The following is a 24,164-nucleotide window of genomic DNA, read 5'->3' on the forward strand; positions in this document are numbered from 1 at the left end:
GCCCTGCGTAACCAACCCCCAACGCCAGAGCCACAGGAAATCCCAATGAACAATCAGCAGTTCCTCGACGTGATCTATACCCATACCGAAGGCGAGCCGACCTGTATCGTGCATGGCGGTATTCCCTATCCCTTCGGCGGCAACATCCTCGACAAGCGCCATTATCTCCAGCAGCATCACGACCACGTGCGAACCAGCCTGATGCGCGAACCGCGCGGCCACCAGCACATGTTCGGCGTGTTTCTCACTCCACCCTCCGATGCCGATCACGACGCCGGCATGCTGTGGATCGACGGCGAGCAGTTCGTCGACATGTGCGGCCACGGCACCATTGCGCTTTCCATGGCCATGGTCGCCCACCGCCTGGCGCCACCGCCCCGGGAAGACGGTCTCACCCGCATCCGCTTCGAAACCACCGCCGGCACCGTGGTCTCCGAAGTGAAGGCCGACGCCGACAAGGTGCACTGGACACGTTTCGAGAACGTGCCCGCCTTCGTCATGGAGCAGGATATCCCCGTCGAAGTGCCCGGCCTCGGCACGCTCAAGGCCGACCTGGTGTTCGGCGGCAACTTCTTCGCCATCATTCGGGTACCTTCCGACAAGCAGCCCATCTGCCCGGAAAACGGCAGCTACTTCTCCCATGCCGGCCAGGCCGTGAAGGCCGAGCTCAACGCCCGCATGGAGATTCGTCACCCGACTCACCCGCACATAAACGGCTTGAATTTCGTCACCTTCTGGCACGAGGGCTCACAGTCGGATTCGCTCTACCGCAACGTGCACGTGTTCTCCGACGGCAAGCTAGACCGCTCGCCCGGCGGCACCGGCACCAGTGCGATGATGGCCATGTTCCATGCCCGCAACGAGCTGGAAGTGGGTCGCCCCATCCACTCCGAGGGCCTGCTCGGCAGCGGCCGCTTCACCGGGGAGATTCTTGGCGAGACGGAAGTTGGCGGCTACCGGGCCATCCGCCCCAGCGTACAGGGCACTGCCGAACTGATCGGCTACGCCAAATGGCTGATCGACGCACGTGACCCGGTCGGTCGCGGTTTCGTGATCCGTTGAACGAACGATTCATGACGACGATGAACGCCGCCCTGGCTAGCCAGGGCGGCGTTGACATGACAAGGCGAGCTCGGACTCAGGCAGGAAAGCGCCGCTTCAGTTCGGCCACCTGCTCCTCGTTGAGGGCGCGAGGATTTTCCCCGCGCAGCAGCAGGAAGAGTTTGGCGGTCTCTTCCAGCTCCTCGGTAGCGTATACCGCCGCTTCCAGGTCCTTGCCCGCCACCACCGGTCCGTGATTGGCCAGCAGTACGGCGCTATGCTGGCCCGCCAGGCCACGCACGGCATCACCCAGCTTGGGGTCACCGGGTACGTGATAGGGCACCAGCGGCAGCTTGCCGACCCGCATCACGTAGTAGGCGGTGAGCGGCGGGATGCAGTCGCAGTGGTCGATCCCCGGCAGGCACGACACCGCCACCGAATGGGTCGAGTGCAGATGCACGATGGCGCCAGACTGGGGGCGCTCGGCATACATTGCCATGTGCAGGAACTGCTCCTTGGTGGGTTTGTCGCCGTCCAGCCACTGGCCCTGACCATCGAGCCGCGAGATACGCGCAGGGTCGAGGCGCCCCAGACAGGCGTTGGTCGGTGTCATCAACCAGCCGCCATCGTCCAGGCGCACACTGATGTTGCCGCTGGAACCCATGGTCAGGCCACGGTCGAACAGCGACTTGCCCAGGGTGGATATCTGCTCGCGCAGCCTGTTCTCCTCGTGAGCGCTCATGGCAGCACCTCGAAGGCACGCGTGAAGAAATCGACACCACCGAAGTTGCCCGACTTCAGCGCCAGCGACAGAGGGGCTTCGCGACTCTCGAGATGGGCCTGGGTCCAGGGTACGCCGGGGTCGATCTGCTCACCGATGCGCAGGGTATTGAGCTTGAGTGCCGACACTACCGCTCCCGAGGTCTCGCCTCCGGCCACTACGAGCCGGCCTACTCCCTCGCTCACCAGGGTCGCTGCCAGTTGGCCCAGCGCACGCTCGACGAGCTGGCCCGCACGCTCTACGCCAAGCCTGGCCTGGGCGGCTTTCACCTTCTCCGGATCGGCAGAGGCGTAGACCAATACCGGCCCGCCGCTCTTCAGGGTGTCGCGAGCGAAATCGAGTGCCGCTTGCAGCTGCGCATCGCTCTCGGCCAAGGCCAGCGGGTCGAGAGAGAAACCGGGGTGGCGCTTCAGAAAGTGCGCTACCTGAGCGAGTGTCGCTCTGGAACAGCTGCCGGAGAGCACCAAGGCACTGCCGCTGGCCGGCTGCAACCGGCCCGGCTCGGCGATCTCGTCCAGCCAGCCCAAGCGGCGATAACGGTCGGGCAGTGCCTGGCCCAGACCCGAGCCGCCGGTCACCAGCGGCATCGCCTCGCAGGCCTCTGCCAGCACGTCCAGGTCATGCTCATCGAGGGTGTCACAGATCACGTGGCGCACGCCCTGCTCAGCCAATGCCGCCAGGTGCTGCCGGGTCGTCTCGGCCCCTTGATCGAGCACCGGGCGTGGCGCCAGCCCAACCGGATGGGGGGTCTGGGAAGCGAGTACACGCACCAGATCGGCATCCGTCATGGGCGTGAGCGGATGGTGCTGCATGCCGCTGTCGTTGAGCAGTCGATCGCCGACGAACAGATGCCCCTGATAGACGGTACGGCCATTCACCGGGAATGCCGGCACCATGACCGTCTGCGTCACACCCAGCCGCTCCATCAGCGCATCGGCCACCGGGCCGATATTGCCACGCGCGGTGGAGTCGAAGGTGGAGCAGTACTTGAAGAAAAACTGCCGGGCACCTTGTGCCTGCAGCCACTCCAGCGCCGCCAGCGAATCGGCCACGGCCTCGTCGGCCGGGCAGGAGCGCGACTTCAGTGCCACCACCACGGCGTCGATATCGCTCACGTCGAGCTCCGGGCCGGGCACACCGATCACTTGCAGGCAGCGCATGCCGCTGCGCACCAGGTTGTTGGCAAGGTCCGTGGCACCGGTGAAGTCGTCGGCGATGGCGCCCAATACGATGGTCATGAATGACTCCGCTGTTCAGGTGACGAGTTAGAAGCGGCCCGGTTACGCAGGCGCTTCATCAAGGGGGCGACGATGGCCATGGCAAGCAGCAGGAAGGCGATGGCCAGCAGCGTGGCACTGATCGGCCGGGTGAAGAGAATCGACAGGTCGCCCTGGGACATGGAGAGCGTGCGGCGCAGTTCGCTCTCGGCAATGGGACCGAGCACCAGGCCCAGGATGATCGACACCAGCGGAAAGCGAAGTTTTTCCAATAGATAGCCGAGCACACCGAAACCGAGCATGAGCCACACGTCGAACATCGAGTTGCGCACTGAGTAGGTCCCCACGATGCAGCACATGACGATCAGCGGGCCCAGCGCCGAATAGGGCACGTTGAGCAGCTTGGTGAACAACGCGATGAACGGCTTGGAGAACAGCAGGATCATGAAGTTGACGATGAACAGCCCGGCAAATACGGCATAGATCAGATCGCTGCTGGTGATCATGAACATCGGGCCGGGTTGCAACCCATGCATGATGAAGGCGCCGAGGATCACCGCCGTGGTGCCGCTGCCCGGAATGCCGAGGGCGAACAATGGCACCAGCGCTCCCATGGCAGCGGCATTGTTGGCCGACTCCGGCGCGGCCACCCCCTCAGGCGCCCCCTTGCCGAATTTCTCCGGGTGCTTGGACCAGCGCACCGCCTCGCTGTAACTGACCATGGCCGCGGTGCTGGCCCCGATACCAGGCAGAATGCCGGTGATCACGCCGATGAACGAGGAGCGCGTCAGCGTACCGCCGATCTGGCGCAGAATGGGCAGATCGAAGATCTTCACCTTGACCTTCTTCAGCGGTTGATGGCTGTCCTGGTCGAGGGCACGCTTCATTACCTCGGAGATGGCGAACAGCCCCACGATCATCGGGATCAGGCCGACACCCTCGGCAAGATTGAGATTGCCGAAGGTATAGCGGCTGGTACCGGTGAGCGGATCGGTGCCTACCGTGGCGATCAATAGGCCGAGAGTCGCCCCGATGAGTCCGTAGATCAGCCGGCCGCCCAGTGAGGCCACCACCGTCAGGCCGAGGATGGCGAGGGCAAAATACTCCGGTGACGAGAAGCGCAGCGCCATGGTGGCCAGAATCGGCGTGAACACGATCAATGCCACGGTACCGACGAGACCGCCGATGGCAGAGCTCAGCACGCCGATACCCAGCGCCTTGCCGGCCTGCCCCTGCTGGGTCATCGGATAGCCGTCGAAGGCGGTCATCACCGATTCCGGCGTACCGGGCGCACGGTACAGGATCGCCGTGATCAGACCCGAGAACACCGTCGCGCCATAGATTGCGGTCAGCAGCATGAACGCCGTGGTGGGCTCCATGCCATAGGTAACCGGCAGCAGGATAACCACCAGGATCACGCCACTGATACCCGGCAGCGCACCGCCGATGAAGCCGATGAATACCGCAGAGGTCAGCAATAGCAGGTTGAGTGGCTGCAGCACCACGGCCAACCCGCCGAGAAAATGTTCCATCGTCAACTCCCGGAGCAAGTCGATAGAGGTGTCATCAGGGCGGGCTCACGGCAGGGGGATGCCGAGCAGGGTCACGAAGACTCCCTGCATGAGCACCACCGCCACCACGACAGTGATGACGATGACCAGCCACGAGCGCGCACCCAGCAGCAGCGTGCACAACAAGGTGAAGATCGCACTGGCGGCGACGAAGCCGATGATTGACATCAGCAGGGTGTAACCCACGGTGGCCGCCATCAGCCACCAGTGCCGTGTGGCCGCGAGCGAGAGCGTCCGCGCCGGGGCTTCCCCCGTATCGCTCTCACTTGCCCCGGTCGGGAGGTCATCTGGTGAAATGGCGTGCTGTACGATGCCGTCCTGTAAAGGCTGCTGTGCTCGACGGCGCCCATCCCGCCAGGTCATCACCAACAAGGCGCCACCAAAGAGCAGCAACAGGACGGTAAGAAGAAGCGGCCAGACCCGCGGCCCGATGAAGGTGGAAACCTGCGCCGAGCTGGGGAACTGAAGCGTGAGCGGCAGGCTGGCCAGGGCGAGCAGAATGACCGCCACCGCGAAAATATAGATCCTGGCTTGCATAATGGCCCCCGCAGGGAACGTCGCGTGACCGGCCTAGGCTTTGTACGAAAAGTCGGCGAGCGATGGCCAGACAAGGCAAAAATCGGCGAAAAGACGGAGTTTACGGGGGTGTAAATGAGTACTTTGAGCCGATTTTTAACGCTGTATGGGCGAGCGCAGACAGTTTTCGTATGGAGCCTAAGACTGGCTCAAGCGGTGAATGAAAGTGGGAGCGGGTCACGCCCCCACCGGTGCCTGTTCGGGACGTATCAGTTGCCGTTCTGCAGCAGGCGCGAATAGAGCTCGTAGTTGTTCTCGAGCCGCTGGCGGTACTCTTCGCCGCCCATCCAACCCTCGCGATAATCAAGGTTCACACGCTCGGCATAAGCCTGGTATTCCTCTGAAGCGAAGATCTCCTGGAACACACCTTCGAGGTGCTGGACGAGCTCAGCCGGGGTGTCTGCATGGACGAAAACCGCCCGGTCGTTGCCATCGGTCAGGTCCCAGCCGTGTTCCACGGTGGTGGGCACGTCAGGGTAGTGGTCCAGGCGCTCCTCGCTGAAGATCAGGATCGGCATCATCTGGCCCGCCTCGATATAACTCAGCAGCGGGCTGAGCGAGGTGGTGGTGGCGTCGATGTTGCCGCCCAGCACGTTGGCCGTGGCGTTGCCGGTGCTGTCATAGGGAATGAAGTTCATGTCCAGGCCGGATGCGTCACGCAGCGACAGGAAAGCCACATGATCCGGGCTGGCCGTGTGCGTGCCACCTACCGTCACCTTGCCCGGGTTCTCTTGGGCGTACTCCAGGAACGACTCGAAATCGGGATAGCGCTCCGGATTGACGAACAGCGCCATGACATCCGACTGCATGCGTGCAACGGGCGTGAGCTGATCCAGGCCGATCGGATTCTGTCCTGCGGCCAGGGAGGTCACGTAGGTGGTGGAAGCGAAATCCAGGGTGTGACCATCCGGTGCCCCGTTGGCAGTCCGCTGGTGAGCCAGGGCTCCCGAGGCCGAGGGCAGGTTGACGACAGTGATGCGCGCCCCGCCTACCGCCTCCTCGAACATCGGCCGTACCACGCGTGCGAAGTTGTCGACGCCACCGCCGGCGCCGGCAGCCACCAGGAACTGGATCGGTTTGCTGGGATAGTCGGCCACTTCATTGGCGCTGGCGCCCATGGCTACGCCAACCAGGGCCAGGCCCAGAGTAGCGGTTTTCAGTGTTTTCTTGGTGAGCATGTCGTTCTCCTTTACATAATTGTTATGCGTGCGGTTCCGGTCGGATGAGCGAGTTCAGTCAAGCGTGCTGTCGACGCTTTCACGCAGCGTTGAGGTGGCATCCTGCCCATGGAACAACCGATCCTGCTCCTGACGCAGTTGGTGGAGTCGCGAATCGGGCAAAGCGACGTCCGCCAGCGTGATCGGCCGGTTGGGGGCGATGTCGCGAACGACTTCCGCCCCGGGAAGCAGATAGAAAGGCACCTTGGCCTCGGGCGAGAGCGCCGCGGCCGGATGAATCTCGGGCCGCAGGCCCTCGATATGACGGTGATGACCGCGCATCTCCAACCGCTGGCCGGCAGGGATCGCCTGGGTAGCACGGGCGGTCAGATCGAACTTTGGCGTGGTCGCCTGGCCACCGCCGGAGGTCCTGCCGTTCAGCACCGCATCGAGCAGCGAGATCGGCGCTTCCAGGCCAAGCAAATGGCGCGGCAGGTAGATCATCGCACAGTTGCCGCTGCGGCTGAGAATGTGCCCCTTGTCACGCAACAGCGACCACACGTGAGGATCCTCGCAGCGCACGACGATGAACACACCGCCGGCGAAGCTGATCTCGTCCGGGCGGCGCAGGCAGTTGAATACCTCGAGGCGCTCGTTGCCACGTAACACCCCACCGTGCGTCTCGAGGTCGAGCAGGGTCGGCACCTCGCCGGTTCTCAGCACCATGGCATGGAACTCCGGGAGGTCGGGACCGAGCCCGGTGGCATTGGCCACGTTGACCATCTCGCACAGGTCGGGCACGGATATCTGCGGGATGGCGGCCAGGGCCTTGCCACGGGCCTCGACAGCCTCACGCTCCGCGCCCTCGGGCAGCTCCCACAGCTCGGCCAGACCGGGCGCCGGGTAGGAAACGCCATTGCAAAGCACGCTGCCGGCCGCCTCGTCCCAGACGAAGTCGTATTCGCTGCTCTTGCCCGCGGCAATGATCTCGAAGCCCAGCGTACGAGCCCAGGTGACGAGCCCGATCAGCAGGCTTGGCTGGTCCCCATCCATCGGTGTGAAGAGGCGATCATGGCGTTGCGCCAGGCGAGTCAGGTAAGGCCCCACAACGGACTCGGTCTCCTTCGTGGCGATGCCCACATGCTTGCCCGCCAACAGCGCGGCTTCGGCATAGCGCCCCCCCACTTCGGGAATGCCCGTCGATTCCACCAGAATGTCGAAAGGCAGCGCCTGCACGTGCTCGAAGCTGCCCGCAGCGACGTACCCGCCTGATTGCCATGCCTTTGCTGCCTCCTCGGAAGAATGGCATACCATTATTTCAGCATCGGGCACCCCGGAAAAGCGCAAGGCTTCGGCGGCTCTCTCCGGTGTGACATCAATGGCAACCCTCGCTGCGAGCCCTTCCATGCCGCGAGCCTGCCGCAAGACACCCCTTCCAAAGTCGCCGGCGCCAGCCACGCAAGCCTCAACAACTTTTTTTATTTCAAAATGTTGCAGATAGTTCATGAGCGATTTGTTTTCCCGTTCCGGTCATCGTTGAGGGGCTTCGCCTTGGCGGTGCGGGTCCGGCTTCCTCCTCTGCCTGAAATCACATTGCCTGGCAGTGGACACTGCTCAGGCAGCGCCGGATCTGATCAAAATGTAATGGTATGCCATTTTGAGGGTCAACAACGCGTAGATACGACTTTAGTCAATGGCCGCCTTGTTATGCCACTAACCAACTGAAAAATATGGGTGATAAATGGAGAGCCCTAGGCGCGTTACGATTTGAAAGGACCAAAATGGTATGCCATTCTTGGCACTCGACTCCGGAGTAAGCAATCCTATGGAAGAAGCCGTTCAGTCAAGCCATGCAGGTCTGGTCGAGAAAGTGGCCAACTACCTGCGTGAACACATCGTGATGGATCACTTCCAGCCCGGCCAGCGCCTTCCCGAGCGCACCCTGGCCGTGGAGCTTCAGGTATCGCGCACCCCTTTGCGGGAAGCGCTCAAGATCCTGGCCACCGAAGGACTCGTGGTCATTTCTCCCCATCGGGGGGCGGTGGTAGCGGAAGTGAGCCCAGCCGACATCAAGGAAAAGGCCTACGTACTGAGCGTGCTGGAGCAAGCCGCTGCAGAGCTCACCTGCATCAACGCCAGCGATGACGATATCGCCGAGCTGCAAGCGCTCCATTACGAGATGAAGGCCTGCTTTCTGCGCCGCGATCGCCAGAACTACTTCCGCCTGAACCAGGAGATTCACAACCGCATCGTCGCCCTGTCGGGCAACTCCGCACTGATCGACATGCACGCCAATCTGAGTCGGCAGCTATATCGCGTTCGCTATCTCTCGAACCAGAAGAACGAGAAGTGGGCGACCGCCATGGCGGAGCACGAAGCCATCATGTCGGCGCTGGAATCGAGAGACCCGGAGCAGGCCGGGCGTGAGCTGCGCAATCATCTAGGCAAGACCTGGGTGAAATATGCCAATGGCGAGCCCGTGGTGTGAAAGACAGCCTGTAGCAAAGAGCTGATAGGCCCTTCACTCGGCCTCTTCAGCCACCATTCGGGGGATGGGTACCAGCAATTACGTTGACTGACAGTACCTGAGGGGTTCGCTCCTTGGTGTTAGGCTTCTCTACGCAATATTTCGGTCGCTGTGGGGCTGAAATGCCCGTCTCGCTCAAGAGCGGTAGTGAAGCTGGATGGCGGGGTGGGGCGGGCATGGGAAATCGATGGCTTCAGGGCATCATGCTGCTTGTCCTGCTCGGGATTCGTGTGTTGGTATCGCCATCTACCCGAATGACACCCAGGACCTGGATACCCTGTTCACCCTGGCCGATAACGCCATGTACCAGGACAAGACGGCCTCACGTGCAGCAGCAATGGGAAAGGCATAGATTCAGATGGTGATGGTACCCTTGCCGAACAGAGAGCCGGCGCGTCTCCAGCCGCTCCAGTAGAACGCCAGGCTCTCCCTGGCGGGCCAACGCTACTCGTGCCCTTCGGGGCGGGCTGGGAATTCGAGCGTGGACTCTTGCGTATCGGCGGCATAGCGCTGAACGCGTGCCGACAGACGCGTGACGTCCTCCAGCGCCGCCTCCAGTCCCGATGCCTGGGTCCGCAATACCGCGAGTTCTCGTGCCAAGTGCCGCATGCCGGACACCGCTTCACGACAGCGTGCCAAGCGCTCGTCCACTGCCGCCCGCAGCCAGACATCATCGGACTCGGAAGCCAGCTCCCGGATTCCCTCCAGCAGCACGCATGCCCCTTGTAGCTCGGCAATGGCCGCTTGCCGCAGTCGTTCCACGCCTTCGCGATAACGCCGCTGGGTCAATTCCCCGGCTGCGAAATGCCTGTCCAGCCAGTGCAGGATCTGACGGTAGGAGCGATCGAGTTCATCCAGCAGGGCGAGCATGTCCAGCTCTTCGAGTTCCTGTAGACGCCAGCGCAGGGAGAGCGAGGCCGCCGCCTCATCGTCGGTAACGGCGGCTTCCAACCCCAGGGTCTGCTGCAGGTACGTCAGCACCTCCTCGCGACGCGTGTTCCAGGCTACGTAGCTGATGGGGAAAATCGCCAGCCCAGCCCGCTCCAGCAAGCGGTAGCGCTCCCAGTCCCAGGCTTGCCCCGCCGCCACGCCGGTGCCGATGGTGTCCACGGCTACCGCGTGCCCCTGGTAGATCACCAGCAGGTCCAGCGTTTGCCCGGCGAAAGGGTAGTCGACACGGCAGCGTGCGCCCCAGGCTTCCAGGGCTGCCACCAGCTCCGAGCGCATGGCATCGTGGGCAAGCGCCGTCGTCACAGGCCTGGGCTGGTGGGTACGTGCATGCGCCACGTAATCGACCAGCAGATTCGAACCGACTCCCTCCAAGGCCGCCAGCGGCATGAACAACAGCTGGCGGTAGCGTGCCCGGGTCACCGCCACGTTGAATACGTCCGGCCGGTTCAGATAGGTCCAGGCCGCGGCGGCGCGCCCCGGATACACACCGGTGGCCAACAGCATGATGTCGCGCTCTTCCCCCTGAAAGGCATAGGGTGTGCCGACCCGCAGGTCATGGCGGCTGATCGCGCGCAGGCCGACGCGCTCCACCAATGCCTTCTCCAGGGCCAGCGCAGTGGCGCGAAAGAGTGCCAGCACCCCGATACTCGGACACTCGTGGTCCGGCAGGTCGGCGCTCTCGGTCACCAGAGCCTCCAGATGCTCCATCAGGGTTTCGATCTCGGCGGCATTGACCTCGCCTTCGATACGCACCGCGCAGTCCACGATAGCGATGGGGGGCGCATCGGCCACCTGGGCCAAGTGGGTGAGGATCTTCAGGCGGCCGGCGTAGAAGCGTTCATTGCTGAAGCCGATCAAGGCGGGATGGCTGCGGAAATGCTCATCCAACAGGACGATGGCATGCCCATCGGAGACTGCCATCAGCCCGTAGTCCAACAGCGAGCGCTCTCGGTAGTTCAAATCTACCGGCAACGATTGCACCTGATGCCGAACGGCCAGGTCCTGCTGGCGCGCCCGCGACAGGAAAGAGAAATGCCGCAGCTGCCTGGGGTCGCCAACGATGACCGCACGGCTGGCCCGTTGCAGAGCAGGTAGCGCCAAGGGCAGATTGGATTGCGTCGCCTCGTCCATGATGCAGAGATCGAACAGCTCGGACTCGAGGGGCAGAGTACGATGCAGCGCCTGCGCCGAGACGACCCAAACGGGAAAGGCCTGGGTGAGTATCGACCAGTCCAGCGCCTCGAAGCGTTCCTCACGGCGCCCCGAGGCGCGGGAGCGCAACGCCGTCACCAACTGCCTGAGCTGCTGGCGGCGCGTGCTCTGCAACGTTTTCAACTGATGCTCGGCCAGCGCCGCCAGGTAGTGTCGTGCCAGTGACTGATGCTCCGAGACCTTGTGCTGAAGGTCGCTCCAGCGCTGCGAAAGCAACGCCCGGCGCCTTACACGCAGGCGCAGCCACCACAGCCGCAAACCGCGCCAGAGCCCGCGCCGCGCTCGCCAGAGCGCGCCCTCCGCCACCGCTGCCGTCAACGCCTTGCGAAAACGCTTCTCGCTGCGGCGATAATCGCGCGCCATCGCCTGCAAGCGGCTGGCCAAACGCTCCGGCGGCTCATGTTCGCCCTTGTCGGACTCACCGGCCAGTAGCTCATCGAGACATTCCAGCAGCTGCTGTCGATGGTTGCCCCGCCCAGCCCGTACGATCAGGCCTTGGGCAGAACCGAATATCTCGGCCAGCTTGGCACGCACGACGTCAGCGGCATGCTCGTTACTGCAAACGATCAGCACCCGCTCATGGCGCATCACACGGTCGATGGCCTGGCATGCCAGGGTAAAGGTCTTGCCGGTGCCCGGTGGACCATTGATCACGCTGAGCGTCTCGGCTGCCGCGTTGTGCAGCGCCCGCTCCTGGGCCAGCGTCAGCCCGGTAGGCAGCGTCTCCGGCACCGGTGGGCGAACGGCCGGCTTGCGAGGCGACGATGAAGCCTGAAACAGCTGCCGCAGCGGCGGCGACAAGGTCGTCCCTTCTGCGCTCAGGGCCTCCAGCTCGTAAGCCACACTACGCGCCAATTGCGTGCGAGCCGAGACCCACACGACTCCCGTAGGCGCCCAGCGCGGAGCCTGACCGGCACGCCAGGGGGGAAACGCCTGGGACGTTTCACCATGCTCACGTCGCTCGAACCGGCTCAGTGCCTGCTGCAGAAGACTTAGGTCGACTCCGTCCACACCAAAGCCCAGTTGCTCTTCCGTCAACTCGAGGCTCTGCAATACCGCCGGATTCACCCGCCACGCCCCCGGCTCCGGACACACAACGTGCCTGCCATTGCGATACGACAACTCGGCAGGGCACAGGAACAGCGGAGCCCGCAGGTGACGAGCCGTCGTTCCCGTCTCGCGCACCGGCCCCATGACCAGGCAGGTGCCGACCAGCAGTTCTCTCTCCTGCCGGTGCAGCTGCAGCATGGCCCCGAGCCGCTCGGCATGCTGCAGCGGCACCGGCAAAGGCGCTTCCGCATCCCACCAGCCATTCGGGCACGCGAACAGATGGTGCTCCCAGGCATCGCGTCCGAAAACGTCCGTAAGCTGGCGCTCGCCGCCGTCTTCCATCAAGCAGTCGCGGAAATAGCCGATCAGCCGGCGCATGTCGTCGTTGGTTACCGACACTTTCGGACGTCCTCTGGCATGCGGTCCTTCAACCCCACCAAGTTCAATTCGCCTCTATCTCCAGCGCCACGGCGATGTGGCGCGCCTTATCCATGCGTTCGATGGCTGCCTCGGTGGTACGCGACAGCTCCGCCATCTTGCCGATGCTCTCCGCCATGGTGGGCAGCGCCTGACGACGAAACTGTGAGATATCCGTCAGTGCGGCATCGATATCGGCGAAAGCCTGCTGCAGCGTGTCGATATTCAGTTGGGTTGATGCCGCCCGTTGATGAATGGCGGCTCCCTGCTGACGCAATTGAGTGGCGGTATTGGCAATCAACGAATCGGTGACCTGATTCACAGCCTCGACCTTGTCCAGCACTATTTTCTGATTGGCCAAGGCCAAGGCCAGGGTCACGGCGATCTGCAAAGCATTGACCGTCACCGTCGTGGAGCGATTGACGCCCCGAATCAGCTCCTTGTTGTTACGGATAATGATCTCTGTGGTGAGCACGCCCTGCTGATTCACCGCCAGCTGTTGTTGTAGGTCCTGAATGCGCTGCCGCAGAGGGAACAGCAGCTCTTCCTGGATGAAGGCGTAGCGTGGGTCGTCCTGGGGAACTTCATTTTCCAGGCGGCTGGTCAGCAAGGCATCGATCTGACGTCCCAGCTCGATGGCACGGGACAACCTGCCTGTTATCTCACGCATGTCATCTTGGTCGGACTGCAGGGTAATGTTGTCGCGCTTGAGCTGCTCACGCCCCTGCTCCAACGACTCGACGATGTTGCCGATGATCGACGCAGAGGTCTCGTAGCGCATGAAATAGCGTTTGATCGGCGAGCTGACGAAAGGCAAACCTCGCGCAAGACGGCCGAACCAGTTGGGCGACAGATCGTGGCGGGCGGGATCGAGCGATTCCACCTGCACCTTGAGGTCCATCAGAGCATTGGCTACCGGCCCGCCGTCCTCGGCGCGTTGTGACAAGGTGCGGATCGGCTCATTGAGCATGGCGCTCTTGCGCGCCGCTTCGACCTGCAGCTTCCGGCTCATGTTTTCGATGGCATTGCGCGCCTCGTCTCGAGCCTGACGGTCGTCGGGATTGGTCTCCAGCAGGCTTTCCACCGTGGCACGCGCCTGTTCTGCCAAGGCAGTATCGTCCTGGCCTGGAATGAGCGCTTCATCGGCTTCACTACCGCTCGAAATTACTTTAACCGTGCCAAGCGGCGGCTGCACATGGTTCCGTTCCATCTCCTCCCCCCTCCTCTGTATCACCCTGTTACGCGCAGCTGAAACCTTAACGCATTGCCCTAATGTCTGCTCGCTTAACGGAATACCGTGGGAAAGTGAGCTCACTTGCTTCACTCAGCCGTATTTGCACCATCACTCTCACCCTCGGCCGACACCCGGACGCGTGGCTTCTCATGCTTTTCTTCCGTTGCGATATCGTGCTGACTGAGCACCACGATATCCCGCGGCCACCATTCGGGATGATAAGTGCGGATGAAGTTCATCAGCCGCTCGCGGATCTGCATCTCCGCCACCCAGCCGGCGAAGGGATCGGTCGCCATCAGGTAGCAGGTAATGGTCTGCGACTTCTCGGTTTGCCCTGTCACATAGCAGCACAGCTTGTGATGCTCGACGACGTTCTCCTCCTCTTCGGCGAACTCGAAAAATTTATGACGGATGAGCTCGACATCGGCACTCAGGTGCAATATCAGCTCCAGCTTGCGATACATCTTGGCGTTCTTGATCGAGAGGTTCTCGAACGGCTGGGAGACGAAGTAGGTCACCGGCACGATCAAGCGTCGCTCGTCCCACACCCGCAAACGGATGAAGGTGTAGAAGATGCCTTCCACATAGCACCACTGCCCTTCGAACATCACCAGGTCACCGATGCGGATGGGCTTGGCCAGCGAGACCTGGAACGAAGAGAGAATATTGCCCAGCACCGCCTGACCGGCAATGCCCACCAGCACTGCCAGCACGCTGGCCGAGGCCAGCAGCGACAGGCCCAGCGTCTCGAACAGTTCGATCTGGCTCAGCACGTAGACGGATACGGCGATGACCGCAACCAGGATGATGACCCGGCGCAGCGCATAGAGCGTCGTCAGCAGTTGGCGCTCGTCCTTGGGCTTGGTGTCGTCGATCTCCCCCACGAAGCGCCGCGTCACCTTGAGCAGAACGGTATCCACCAGGCGCAGCGCTATCGTGCCTACGCCCCAGGCAATCAGGATGATCAGCAGGGTACGGATGAAGGTGGTGGCCACGGCAGTGAAGGAGACCACATAGTCGAGCAGCATCTGCGCGACGAAGGCCATGACCAGCAGCGCCATTGGCACACCGATCCGGCCGGCGAAGATGCTAGGCACACCATGGGGAAACCAGTGCGCCAGCAGGCCGACCAGGGCGTAGACGCCCCACCCCACCAGGCCGGTCAGCAGCAGGAAAAGCGGAATGGCGATCCATTCCCAGACCTGGAGCATCCCGAAGCTCGTCTTGAAGCGCTCCGGTATGTAGGCCTCGATCAGCGACGGCCCAAACTCTTCGTAGAGCCGCGGAATGACGGAAACGCTTTCCGCAGAGATCAGCCATACCGGCTGCTCGTCGTCCACGCGGTAGCGGTCCAGGCGTACCTCGTAGTCTTCGCCATCCACCGTCATAGTGGCCAGCTCGAGGCTTCGGCGCGGCTCGCCTACCAGCGGGTGTTGGCCGGAAGGGTCTTCGATGGCGGCATCCTGGCGGCTGGGCAGGTTGGAAACGTTGAACCATTCACCGCGCCTGAGCACCGAGGCCAGCTGTCGGGCCAGCTCGGGCCCCTGTTGCTGCTGTTCCGCCTCGTCCAGCTCGGAAAGGTTGAGCAGATGTGCCGCGGCGGCGTACTCATCATTCTCGGTGAGCTCCACGAAACTGCGGAGCGCACCTTGAGGGGTCAGCCGCTCGACTTCGTCGGGCGGCTCGCCGAGGCCGGCGTTCAGCGAGTCGAGGGGAAACCACTCCCGCTCCTCGCTCTCGTCATCCTCGCTCTCGTTGCCGTTCTCACCCACACCCTCGGGCAGCTGCGCCGCACTGGGTGCGGCAACGAAAAACGCCAGGGTCAACAAGGCCACCAGGGCCGGCAGCCGCCATGCGTCGATTCCTTTCATACGCGTGTTCCTGATCGAAGCGGATCCGCTGTCCCTCCTTCAGACAGCGCTGTTCGAATCGGTCCAGCCTGAGGCAGGAGGCCCACCGGACCGATGGCTGCTTGCAGTACAGCTCACCGGTCGCCGCTTCGTCCAGGCGATGGGCCGACTCCATCGGCCCGATCAGGCGTCGGGGTTGCCCAGCGCTTTCAGTCGCTCGGCGCTCAACGCGAGATCGGCGTTCTTGTTGACCCCAACGCCGCGCTCGATGATGCTCCGCGCGATCTCCTGGGCCTCTTCCAGGGAATGCATCACGAAGGTACCGCACTGGTACTCGTTCAGCTCCGGGATATCTTCCATCCGCTTGACGTCGATAACGTCCTGCATCGCCGCCAGCCAAGCCTCACTGACGCGTTCCTCGCTGGGGCTGCCGAGCAGGCTCATGTAGAAGCCGGTGCGACAGCCCATCGGGGAGATGTCGATGATCTCGACGTCCTTGCCGTTCAGGTGATTGCGCATGAAGCCGGCAAACAGGTGCTCCAGGGTGTGGATGCCCTTCTCACCCATCATGTCTTCGTTCGGCTTGTTGAAGCGCAGATCGAACACCGTAATGGTATCGCCGGAAGGCGACTGCATGGTCTTGGCGACGCGCACGGCCGGGGCGGCCATGATCGTGTGGTCAACGGTAAAGCTATCGAGTAAAGGCATGCTCAATCCTTCTTGCCGGTCAGGTTCGCCGAAACCCCCATAGTAGCATGGGATTCCCGCCGGCCCGGAACCGACGTTGACCGCCTGCCGTCATGCATACCCTGCCTCTGCGGCAGCCGCCCCCTCGCGCAGGCGCTGCAAGCGGTCCGCCTGCTCGCGCAGGCAGGCATCGATATCGGGGGCGCGGCTTTGCTCTTCGAGCAAGGCCAAGGCTTCGTCCACGCTGAGCGTGCCGAGATCGTTGCCGTCGCGGTGGCGCAGGGTGACCTTGCCCTCGGCCGCCTCCCGGGCGCCGACGATCAGCAAATAAGGAATGCGCTGCAGGGTCTGCTCGCGGATCTTGTAGCCGATCTTCTCGTTACGCACATCGGCCTCGGCACGCAGCCCGGCACCGCAGAGTACTTCGCTCAAGGCGCGGGCGTAGTCGGCCTGGGCCTCGGTGATGGACATCACCACCACCTGCTGTGGCGCCAGCCAGGCGGGCAGCTTGCCGGCGTGGTGCTCGATCAGGATACCGAGGAAGCGCTCCAGCGAGCCGAACAGCGCACGATGCAGCAGCACCGGACGTTGGCGCAGGCCCTGCTCGTCGACGTACTCGAGCCCGAAACGCTCGGGCAGGTTCATGTCCACCTGCAGCGTACCGCACTGCCAGTCGCGTCCGATGGCGTCACGTAGCACGAACTCGAGTTTGGGCCCATAGAAGGCGCCCTCGCCGGGATTGAGTTCGTAGTCCAGCCCCATCGATTCCAGGGCGGTGGTCAAAGCCCCCTCGAGGCGGTCCCATACGGCCTCGCTGCCCATGCGGTTCTCCGGCCGAGTGGAGAGTTTCAGGCGCACATTCTCGAAACCGAACTGGCGGTAGATATCCAGCACCAGCTCAACGACCCGCCGACACTCTTCATTCATCTGTTCCGGGGTGCAATAGATATGCGCGTCGTCCTGAGTGAAGTGGCGCACCCGCAGCAGGCCATGCAGCGCGCCGGAGGGCTCGTAGCGGTGCACCTTGCCGAATTCGCCCATGCGAATGGGCAGGTCGCGGTAACTCTTCAGGCCATGACGATAAAGCAGCACGCTGCCGGGGCAGTTCATCGGCTTGAGCGCCAGAGAGCGGCCGTCCTCGGTCTGGGTGGTGAACATATGTTCCTGGTAGTTCTGCCAGTGGCCGGAGGTTTCCCATAGGCCACGGTCCATCATGTCCGGCGTATTCACCTCCACGTAGCCGCCAGCCTCCTGGCGACGACGCATGTAAGCGATCAGGGTCTGCAGCACCGTCCAGCCACGGGGGTGCCAGAACACCGCGCCGGGCGCCTCCTCCTGGAAGTGAAAGAGTCCGAGCTGCCGACCCAGGCGACGATGGTCGCGCTTCTCGGCTTCCTCCAGGCGCTGCAGATAGGCCTTGAGCGCCTTGCGGTCGGCCCAGGCCGTACCGTAGACACGCTGCAGCTGAGCGTTGCGGGCATCACCGCGCCAATAGGCGCCGGACAGCTTGGTCAGGCGGAAGTGCTTGAGAAAACGGGTATTGGGCACGTGGGGGCCGCGACACATGTCCACGTATTCCTGATGGAAATAGAGCCCCAGTGTGGCCTCGTCGGGCATCTCTTCGATCAGGCGAAGCTTGTAGCTCTCGCCCCGCTCGCGGAACACGCGAATCGCTTCGTCGCGCGGCACCCGGCGCTTGATGACATCGTAGTCCTGAGCGATCAGCGCCTGCATGCGTGCCTCGATGGCGGCCATGTCTTCCGGCGTGAAGGGGCGTTCGAAGGCGATATCGTAGTAAAAGCCATCCTCGATGACCGGACCGATGACCATCTCAGCGCTCGGAAAGAGCTGCTTGACCGCATGACCCAGCAGGTGCGCGCAGGAGTGGCGAATGATCTCGAGCCCTTCAGGGTCAGCGGGAGTGATGACCTGTACGCGGGCATCGCGCTCGATGGGATCACAGGCGTCCACCCGCTTGCCATCGACCCTGCCGGCCAATGCCTGGCGGGCCAGGCCGGGGCCGATGGCCTCGGCGACCTCGGCCACGTTGGTGGGGGACGCCAGCGTGAGCTCGCGCTCATCCGGAAGCGTGATGGTGAGGGTCTTGGGGGTCTGGTTTGCGTTTGTCATGCTTGGACTCGTACAGGGGGGTCAAGTAATGCCGCCTGACGCCGATACCACCCTGCTCGAAGCTCGCCTGGAGCGTAGAAGCAAGTGTCGCAGCAGCGTCAGATGGGGAAATTCGAGCAACATGCCGATGACGATGGCAGCATAGATCAGCGGCTGGCCGGGCAGAGCCACCATGGTCACCGCCAGCATCAGCGGCGCATTGCGCGCGGCAGTGGTGATGGTCAGCAGGGCATGCTCGGGATAGGAGAGCCTTGCCAGGCGGCTAGCCGCCTCTCCCAGCAGATAGGTCACCAGGAAGAACGTAAAGGCGGCCAGCAGCAGCCAGCCGAACACCTGGCCATGTTCGAGGATGACGGCAATGTTGTCGGCGAAGATCTGCGCCACCAGCAGGGCCACCACCAGCGGCGTGCCGCGATCGACCCATGCCAGCAGGTTGCCACAGCGCTCACCGCCCACCACGAGGCGAAGCCCGTACTGTGCCACGACCGCCACCGCCAGCGGCAACAGGAACCACTGCAGCAGTGTGGTGCCGATCAGCATGCCGTCGACCTCCACCGCATTGCGGGTGAAGAGAAAAAGATAGAGCGGGTAGAGCAGCAATTGCACCACCAGGTTGATGGGTATCAGCGCCGTGCCCAAAGCCACGTTGCCTTCGGCCAGGCGGGTAAAGCCGAGGAACCAGTCGGTACAGGGCGACATGAAGTAGATCGCCAGCCCCACCATGAGCAACGGGTGGGCACCGAGAAAGAGCGAGGCGATGACATAGCCGATCGCGGGAATCAGCACGAAGTTGACCAGCAGCACCACGCCGATGAAGCGCACGTGCCGCAGCGCATTGAGCAAGGAGCCGAAACGCACCCCGACCAGCAGCAGGACGATCAGCAGCAGCAGCGTGGCGTCCAGCCACTCGCCCAGCCGCTGGCCGCCCGCCGGGAAGAAGTGGCCGAGGGCAGCGCCCGATGCCATGCCCCCCAGCAGCAACCCAGTGGTGCCGCAGGCGGCAAGATACTGCACTGCCCTCAACATTCGCAGTCCTCGCAGCAGTCGCTGTTGCCGAAGGGCCCCCACGCGCCGGCGCCGCTCTGCAGGGCACTGGCGTCCAGTTCCATGCGTTCGGCAATCTGCTCGGCCACCAGCCCGAAGCGCTGGCGAAACTTGTAGATGAAGCAGTAGATGCGCTGGTCATGGCGCACCTGCGGCCCGACCAGGAAAAGACCTGGGGTGCGGGTGGACTCATCGCCTTCCGTCAGGGCCACGTGCCCTTCCTCGGTCCAGTGCCACAGCTCGGCGACTTGTCGCGCACCGCCGCCCTTGTGGAAGCCGGTACCCAGCACCGGCGGCTGTGCCGTATCCCAGTGGCTGCCATCCGCTGCATGGATACGAAAGCCACCCTTGTCGTCACGCGCGACTTCCACCACGTCGATACCGAAGACGATATCCAGCCGCTCACTCTTGAGGGCCTCGACCAGTCGCTCGCGGCTGTAGGGCGACAGCGACAGGCTGGGATCATAGGGTCCTTCTCGCAGCCAGCTGGACTTGCGCGCCAGTAGTCGCACGTGATGCCCCAGGCGCACCAGGTTGATGGCGGCGTCTACGCCGCTTTCATAACCGCCGATGACGGTAAAAGGGCAAGAGGGATCGACCGAGGCTGTGCACTCCTGCCGGTCGCTGAGCTCGGCCCAGTCGCTTACCCGTGCGTAGTGAACGCACCACTGGGCGCCGGGAAACGGCGTCAGGTCGGGGAATTGGTACTCCCCGGTGGCCCAGATCAGATAGCGTGTCCGTAGCTCACCCTGGCCGGTATCCAGCCAAAAGCCGCCTTGCTCCAGGGCCTCGGCTCGATACACCTTGCAGCCTTCCGAAATGGGCAGCTCATGGGCTTGGGCAATGAAGTTCAGGTAGTGGGCATACTGCTCGCCGCTGAGGTGTTCGGCCCCCGCCAGAATCGCCGGCGAGCTGATCTCGTTGATCGCGTTCAGATCCGCCAGGCCGAAGGGGTTGCTGTGGAAGGAGGGCGTGATGAAGCGCGTCTGTACCGGCCAGCGGCGGAAGGAAGCGCCGATTTCCTCGGCCTCGAGCACCACGTATTCGATGTCGACGAGCTTCTCCAGCGCCAGCGCCATACCGATTCCCGCCGGTCCGGCACCGACGATGACCGCATCCACCCATGGCACATCCGCCTTGGTCTCTTGCTCAAGATCGTGCATTGCTAGGCCTCCTTGGCCACCTGCCAGTCGGTTCCTTGTGGCGTGTCGCGGTGGGGCACTCCGAACATCACGAAGTGGGAGTCCAGTTCCACTCGCTGCGCGCCACGGCATCGTGGGCGTGCAGGCTTTCTGCATGCACTACACGCAGCTGAAAACCGCTGATGCCGGGCTGCTCGCGCAAGGCATGGTGCAGGCGGCGCGCGGCATCCTCGCAGAACATCAGATTCTGGCCGTTGGCCAGGGCGAAGGCCTGCTCGTCGATCCGCTTCACCGCCGTTTGCAGCGCCGTGCCCAGGGCACGTTCGGCGCGATTCACCAGGCTGACCAGCGGCAGCTCGTCCGGTGCGCCGGCCAGACGCACCGTGAGATGCGCCTGGCTGCGCTGGCTGTGGGGCGTGGCCAGAATGCCCTGCTCGCTGCCGAGCCAGGCCCGCACCGCCTCGCGGCTGACCGGCATGTCGGTGAAGTCCTCGTCGAAGGCCTGCTGGATCAGCTGGCGAGACAGCGCCGCCGAACACGGGCAGGTGGAGGAGTAACCCACGGTGAGCTCCAGGGTGGCGTGAAAGCCCTGGCTGTCGCGCCGGCAGCGCAGGGTAAAGGGATAGCGCTTCCATCCCGCTAGCGGGCTGATCAGCGCCGGGCGCTTGAGCATCGCCTCGCCGCCGAGATCGAGAAAGGCGCTATGCGAGAGGCCTTGGTGAGTGTCGAGAAAGCCCTCAAGCACCGCCGCCACGCGCGCCAGCGAAAGCTCACGCTCCTCGAGCTCGGCCAGCGCCAGGTAGAGGCGCGACATGTGAATGCCGCGTGCCGTGGGGTCATCCAGGCTGACACCGGCCGAGGCCTGGCCAGTCACCCCTTGGCCGGCGACCTGAAACGGCAGGGCGATACCCTCCATGCCTACCCAGCTCAGGGTGCCCAGGCGGGTGGCGGGGGCAGCGGCGATATCTTCCAGCGGTAACCTGTTCATCGAGTCGAGACCTTTACGCTTGTCAGTGCGAATATGTTATAACATAACATTTTGAGCTTTCCGACCCGCAGGAGCCGGCATGACACAGCACTTCAACACGCCGCAACCTTCGTTTGACACTTCAGCCTCTGGCACACCCGAATCGGCAGCGAAGCCACGCCAGGCTCTGCATCGACGCCGCTGGGCAGTGGCAGTGGCGCTGCTCGCCACCGGCGGCATCCTGCTGCTCGTTCAACAGTACCTATGGCAAGACCTGACCCTGCAGTTGCTGGCCTGGCAACGCGATCTCCATCGCGCCCTGACCCTGGCGATCACCGAATGGTCGGCCGCCCCCTCCTGGGCAAGCGGCTGGTGGCTGATGGCGCTCAGCTTCGGCTACGGCATCTTTCATGCCGCCGGACCCGGCCACGGCAAGGCAGTGCTCTCCACCTACCTGCTCTCCCAGGGCGGTGGAGTGAAGCGTGCCCTCGGTCTTTCGTTCAGCGCCGCCATGCTGCAAGGCCTGACAGCCATCGCCCTGGTGCTGGTGCTGGTCAAGGGGCTGGGGTGGTTGACCCGCCAGGCCATGGGCAGCGTGGCCGGGCTGGAGCTGGCCAGCTTTCTGATGGTTGCCATTCTGGGAGTCTGGCTATGCCTACGTGCCAGGCGCTTGCTGAAGCAGACGGCTGGTGGCGATTCCGGCTTACCCGCCATCAACGCCCCTCACGACCATTCCATCGAGCATGCCAATCCCGCCTCTCCATTGATGGCCCCCACCTTCAGCCCTGCGGCAACGGCTCACACAGGCCAGCCATTCCACGCGTTTTACGTCGCCCCCGCCCACGACAATGTGCAGCATCACGGCCACGACCCGGCCGGTCATGGCTGCAGCTGCGGCGCGCGCCATCACGTGGCCCCGGATGAAGCCGGCGACTGGCGCACGGCGCTGGCCACCGTGGCGACCATCGGCATGCGCCCCTGCAGCGGCGCCGTATTGATCATGGGGGCGGCAAGCCTGCTCGGCCATATGGCGCTGGGTGCGGCCGCCGTCATGACCATGGCGCTGGGTACCGCCATTACCGTTTCCGCTCTGGCGCTGGCCAGCGTATTGGCACGGGACTGGATGACGCGGCTCTATCTCAAGTCCGAACTCAAGCACGGCACTAGCCGTCTGGCACAGGTGAGCCGCCTTGGCGGTTGGCTGGCCATGGCCGGTGGCTTCGCTCTGGTATGGCTGGGTCTGTCGCTGGCCTGGTACGCCACCACGATGCCAGCCGCCGGCCCGAGCCTGTTCTCATGACTCACCCCTCAAAGGCTCACCACTCAAAGGCAGGCAAAACACAGATGAAAAGATCAACCTCAAGTCTGTCCATTTCACTGCTTGCCGCCGGACTCGCGGCCGGCAGTGCTCACGCCCACGATGACGAGGTCACCGCCTGGCGTCTGTTCATTGCCGACCATAGCGAGCCGGTGGTACATGCCATCGACGCACTGAACGGTGAATCGCTGGAGTCGTTCGCCATCCACGGGCCGGCGTCGCTCTATCGCAGCCACAGCGGCGAAACCGTCTATGCGGTGCAGGGCTCGGCAGATGTCGTCACCACCATCAACACGGGCATCGCTTTTCACGACCACGGCGACCACGCCGATATCGAGGTCGAGGCCCCGAGCCTGAGCGGAACAGAGATCGAAGGCGAGTACCCGGTTCACTTCGTGGAGCATCAGGGCCACTGGGCGGCGTTCTTCGACAAGGAAGGCGTCGCCCGAATCTTCCGCGAGCGCGACGCCCTGATGGGCAGCGTCGAGCTTCGCGAAGTGAACGCCGGCGCCCCCCATCACGGCGTGGTCGTTCCCTACGGCAACTACGACCTGGTTTCCGAGCCGCACCCCGAGGGCCCTTCCAACCTGCCCATCGGTATTCGAGTGCAGGATCGTGACGGCAACCAGATAGGCGAGCTGGCCGAATGCCCCGACCTGCACGGCGAGGCCGCCACGGGCAACCTGATGGCCTTCGCCTGCGCCACGGGCCTGCTGATCGTACGCTCGGAGGTGGGTGGGCCTTCTATCGAGCACCTGCCCTATGCCGACACCCTTCCCGAGGGCAAGGCCACCACACTGCTCGGCGGCCGCGGATTGCAATACTTCATGGGTAACTTTCTCAACGACCAGGGCCACAGCGCCGTGGTGCTGATCGACCCGAGCGAAGAGGAGGCATTCCGCCTGGTCGAATTGCCTACTCGTCGCGTGCACTTCGCCGTGGACCCGATTCGCGCACGCTACGCCTACGTGTTCACCGAGGATGGCCAGCTCCACCAGCTCGACGTGCTCGCAGGCGAGATCACCCGCTCGCTGCGGCTCACCGACCCCTACTCCATGGATGGCCACTGGCGCGATCCGCGCCCTCGTGTAACGGTGGCCGGAGAATACGTTTTCGTGACCGATCCGCTCGAGGGCAAGCTGCACCAGGTAGCAGCAGCAAGCTTCGAGAAAAGCGGTGAAGTGGTGGTAGAAGGCACGCCCTTCGGCATCGTCGCCGTGGGCGGCACCGGTATGGTACACAGCCACGACTAACGCCATTGATGGTTGCTCTGGGCAAGCCGACACGCGTCG

Annotated in this window: 18 protein-coding genes; 4 read left to right on the top strand and 14 right to left on the bottom strand. The window is 63.5% G+C overall.

Going from position 1 to position 24,164, the window contains the following annotated elements; all coding sequences use genetic code 11:
- The first annotated feature begins 45 nt into the window (after window positions 1-45).
- Window positions 46-1,062, top strand: coding sequence for a proline racemase family protein (locus tag HOP58_RS17800; RefSeq protein ID WP_234261063.1), 1,017 nt, complete (start codon window positions 46-48; stop codon window positions 1,060-1,062).
- A gap of 76 nt (window positions 1,063-1,138) precedes the next feature.
- Here HOP58_RS17800 and otnC read toward each other — a convergent pair whose 3' ends face one another.
- From otnC to HOP58_RS17830, 6 genes are all read right to left on the bottom strand, one after another.
- Window positions 1,139-1,783 (bottom strand): 3-oxo-tetronate 4-phosphate decarboxylase, encoded by a 645-nt coding sequence (otnC, locus tag HOP58_RS17805; protein WP_234261064.1) that lies wholly within the window; start codon window positions 1,781-1,783, stop codon window positions 1,139-1,141.
- Complete coding sequence (gene otnK / locus HOP58_RS17810) at window positions 1,780-3,060, bottom strand: 3-oxo-tetronate kinase (protein ID WP_234261065.1); 1,281 nt, start codon at window positions 3,058-3,060, stop codon at window positions 1,780-1,782. The genes otnC and otnK overlap by 4 nt, the downstream gene beginning before the upstream one ends.
- Window positions 3,057-4,571 (bottom strand): tripartite tricarboxylate transporter permease, encoded by a 1,515-nt coding sequence (locus HOP58_RS17815; protein WP_234261066.1) that lies wholly within the window; start codon window positions 4,569-4,571, stop codon window positions 3,057-3,059. The genes otnK and HOP58_RS17815 overlap by 4 nt, the downstream gene beginning before the upstream one ends.
- 45 nt (window positions 4,572-4,616) lie before the next feature.
- Window positions 4,617-5,147, bottom strand: a complete 531-nt coding sequence (locus HOP58_RS17820; protein WP_010629955.1) for a tripartite tricarboxylate transporter TctB family protein — start codon at window positions 5,145-5,147, stop codon at window positions 4,617-4,619.
- A gap of 248 nt (window positions 5,148-5,395) precedes the next feature.
- Window positions 5,396-6,364 (bottom strand): tripartite tricarboxylate transporter substrate binding protein, encoded by a 969-nt coding sequence (locus HOP58_RS17825; RefSeq protein WP_234238708.1) that lies wholly within the window; start codon window positions 6,362-6,364, stop codon window positions 5,396-5,398.
- Between the two features lie 54 nt (window positions 6,365-6,418).
- Window positions 6,419-7,750: a flagellar biosynthesis protein FlgA gene (locus HOP58_RS17830; protein WP_234261067.1), complete on the bottom strand. Its 1,332-nt coding sequence runs from the start codon at window positions 7,748-7,750 to the stop codon at window positions 6,419-6,421.
- Window positions 7,751-8,168: 418 nt separating this feature from the next.
- Between HOP58_RS17830 and HOP58_RS17835 the strand changes: the two genes are divergently transcribed.
- Entirely contained in the window at window positions 8,169-8,831 is a 663-nt protein-coding gene (locus HOP58_RS17835) for a GntR family transcriptional regulator (protein ID WP_234261068.1), read from the top strand.
- Window positions 8,832-9,314: 483 nt separating this feature from the next.
- Here the strand turns inward: HOP58_RS17835 and HOP58_RS17840 are convergent, their stop codons facing one another.
- The 8 genes from HOP58_RS17840 to folE2 all read right to left on the bottom strand — a co-directional run bounded on the left by HOP58_RS17840 (window position 9,315) and on the right by folE2 (window position 21,575).
- Window positions 9,315-12,482, bottom strand: a complete 3,168-nt coding sequence (locus tag HOP58_RS17840) for an AAA domain-containing protein (protein ID WP_234261069.1) — start codon at window positions 12,480-12,482, stop codon at window positions 9,315-9,317.
- Window positions 12,483-12,525: 43 nt separating this feature from the next.
- Window positions 12,526-13,815 (bottom strand): toxic anion resistance protein, encoded by a 1,290-nt coding sequence (locus HOP58_RS17845; protein ID WP_234261070.1) that lies wholly within the window; start codon window positions 13,813-13,815, stop codon window positions 12,526-12,528.
- A gap of 5 nt (window positions 13,816-13,820) precedes the next feature.
- Window positions 13,821-15,605 carry a mechanosensitive ion channel domain-containing protein gene (locus tag HOP58_RS17850; RefSeq protein ID WP_234261071.1) on the bottom strand — a complete coding sequence of 595 codons (1,785 nt, stop codon included), beginning with the start codon at window positions 15,603-15,605 and terminating at the stop codon, window positions 13,821-13,823.
- Between the two features lie 162 nt (window positions 15,606-15,767).
- Window positions 15,768-16,292 (bottom strand): S-ribosylhomocysteine lyase, encoded by a 525-nt coding sequence (gene luxS, locus HOP58_RS17855; protein WP_010629963.1) that lies wholly within the window; start codon window positions 16,290-16,292, stop codon window positions 15,768-15,770.
- A 90-nt stretch (window positions 16,293-16,382) separates the two neighbouring features.
- Window positions 16,383-18,401, bottom strand: coding sequence for a threonine--tRNA ligase (thrS, locus tag HOP58_RS17860; protein ID WP_234261072.1), 2,019 nt, complete (start codon window positions 18,399-18,401; stop codon window positions 16,383-16,385).
- 21 nt (window positions 18,402-18,422) lie between these two features.
- Window positions 18,423-19,427 carry a bile acid:sodium symporter gene (locus tag HOP58_RS17865; RefSeq protein ID WP_010629965.1) on the bottom strand — a complete coding sequence of 335 codons (1,005 nt, stop codon included), beginning with the start codon at window positions 19,425-19,427 and terminating at the stop codon, window positions 18,423-18,425.
- Window positions 19,421-20,608, bottom strand: coding sequence for an NAD(P)/FAD-dependent oxidoreductase (locus tag HOP58_RS17870; RefSeq protein WP_010629966.1), 1,188 nt, complete (start codon window positions 20,606-20,608; stop codon window positions 19,421-19,423). Before HOP58_RS17870 ends, HOP58_RS17865 begins: the two co-directional genes overlap by 7 nt.
- A 67-nt stretch (window positions 20,609-20,675) precedes the next feature.
- Window positions 20,676-21,575, bottom strand: a complete 900-nt coding sequence (folE2, locus tag HOP58_RS17875; protein ID WP_010629967.1) for a GTP cyclohydrolase FolE2 — start codon at window positions 21,573-21,575, stop codon at window positions 20,676-20,678.
- A 79-nt stretch (window positions 21,576-21,654) separates the two neighbouring features.
- Between folE2 and HOP58_RS17880 the strand changes: the two genes are divergently transcribed.
- Both HOP58_RS17880 and aztD read left to right on the top strand, forming a co-directional pair.
- On the top strand, window positions 21,655-22,854 hold the full coding sequence (locus HOP58_RS17880) for a nickel/cobalt transporter (protein ID WP_010629968.1): 1,200 nt from the start codon (window positions 21,655-21,657) through the stop codon (window positions 22,852-22,854).
- 44 nt (window positions 22,855-22,898) lie between these two features.
- Window positions 22,899-24,125, top strand: a complete 1,227-nt coding sequence (aztD, locus tag HOP58_RS17885) for a zinc metallochaperone AztD (protein ID WP_010629969.1) — start codon at window positions 22,899-22,901, stop codon at window positions 24,123-24,125.
- Window positions 24,126-24,164 lie beyond the last annotated feature (39 nt).

This window comes from Halomonas sp. MCCC 1A11062, assembly GCF_021404355.1.
In the GTDB taxonomy this organism is placed as follows: Bacteria; Pseudomonadota; Gammaproteobacteria; order Pseudomonadales; family Halomonadaceae; genus Halomonas; species Halomonas aerodenitrificans.

Coding starts and splice junctions, on each gene's coding strand:
- thrS (WP_234261072.1), bottom strand. CDS start 18,401: ATGACAAACGCAAACCAGACCCCCAAGACCCTCACCATCACGCTTCCG.
- HOP58_RS17870 (WP_010629966.1), bottom strand. CDS start 20,608: ATGCACGATCTTGAGCAAGAGACCAAGGCGGATGTGCCATGGGTGGAT.
- otnK (WP_234261065.1), bottom strand. CDS start 3,060: ATGACCATCGTATTGGGCGCCATCGCCGACGACTTCACCGGTGCCACG.
- HOP58_RS17800 (WP_234261063.1), top strand. CDS start 46: ATGAACAATCAGCAGTTCCTCGACGTGATCTATACCCATACCGAAGGC.
- folE2 (WP_010629967.1), bottom strand. CDS start 21,575: ATGAACAGGTTACCGCTGGAAGATATCGCCGCTGCCCCCGCCACCCGC.
- otnC (WP_234261064.1), bottom strand. CDS start 1,783: ATGAGCGCTCACGAGGAGAACAGGCTGCGCGAGCAGATATCCACCCTG.
- HOP58_RS17815 (WP_234261066.1), bottom strand. CDS start 4,571: ATGGAACATTTTCTCGGCGGGTTGGCCGTGGTGCTGCAGCCACTCAAC.
- HOP58_RS17865 (WP_010629965.1), bottom strand. CDS start 19,427: ATGTTGAGGGCAGTGCAGTATCTTGCCGCCTGCGGCACCACTGGGTTG.
- HOP58_RS17825 (WP_234238708.1), bottom strand. CDS start 6,364: ATGCTCACCAAGAAAACACTGAAAACCGCTACTCTGGGCCTGGCCCTG.
- HOP58_RS17850 (WP_234261071.1), bottom strand. CDS start 15,605: ATGAAAGGAATCGACGCATGGCGGCTGCCGGCCCTGGTGGCCTTGTTG.
- HOP58_RS17880 (WP_010629968.1), top strand. CDS start 21,655: ATGACACAGCACTTCAACACGCCGCAACCTTCGTTTGACACTTCAGCC.
- luxS (WP_010629963.1), bottom strand. CDS start 16,292: ATGCCTTTACTCGATAGCTTTACCGTTGACCACACGATCATGGCCGCC.
- HOP58_RS17820 (WP_010629955.1), bottom strand. CDS start 5,147: ATGCAAGCCAGGATCTATATTTTCGCGGTGGCGGTCATTCTGCTCGCC.
- aztD (WP_010629969.1), top strand. CDS start 22,899: ATGAAAAGATCAACCTCAAGTCTGTCCATTTCACTGCTTGCCGCCGGA.
- HOP58_RS17830 (WP_234261067.1), bottom strand. CDS start 7,750: ATGGAAGGGCTCGCAGCGAGGGTTGCCATTGATGTCACACCGGAGAGA.
- HOP58_RS17835 (WP_234261068.1), top strand. CDS start 8,169: ATGGAAGAAGCCGTTCAGTCAAGCCATGCAGGTCTGGTCGAGAAAGTG.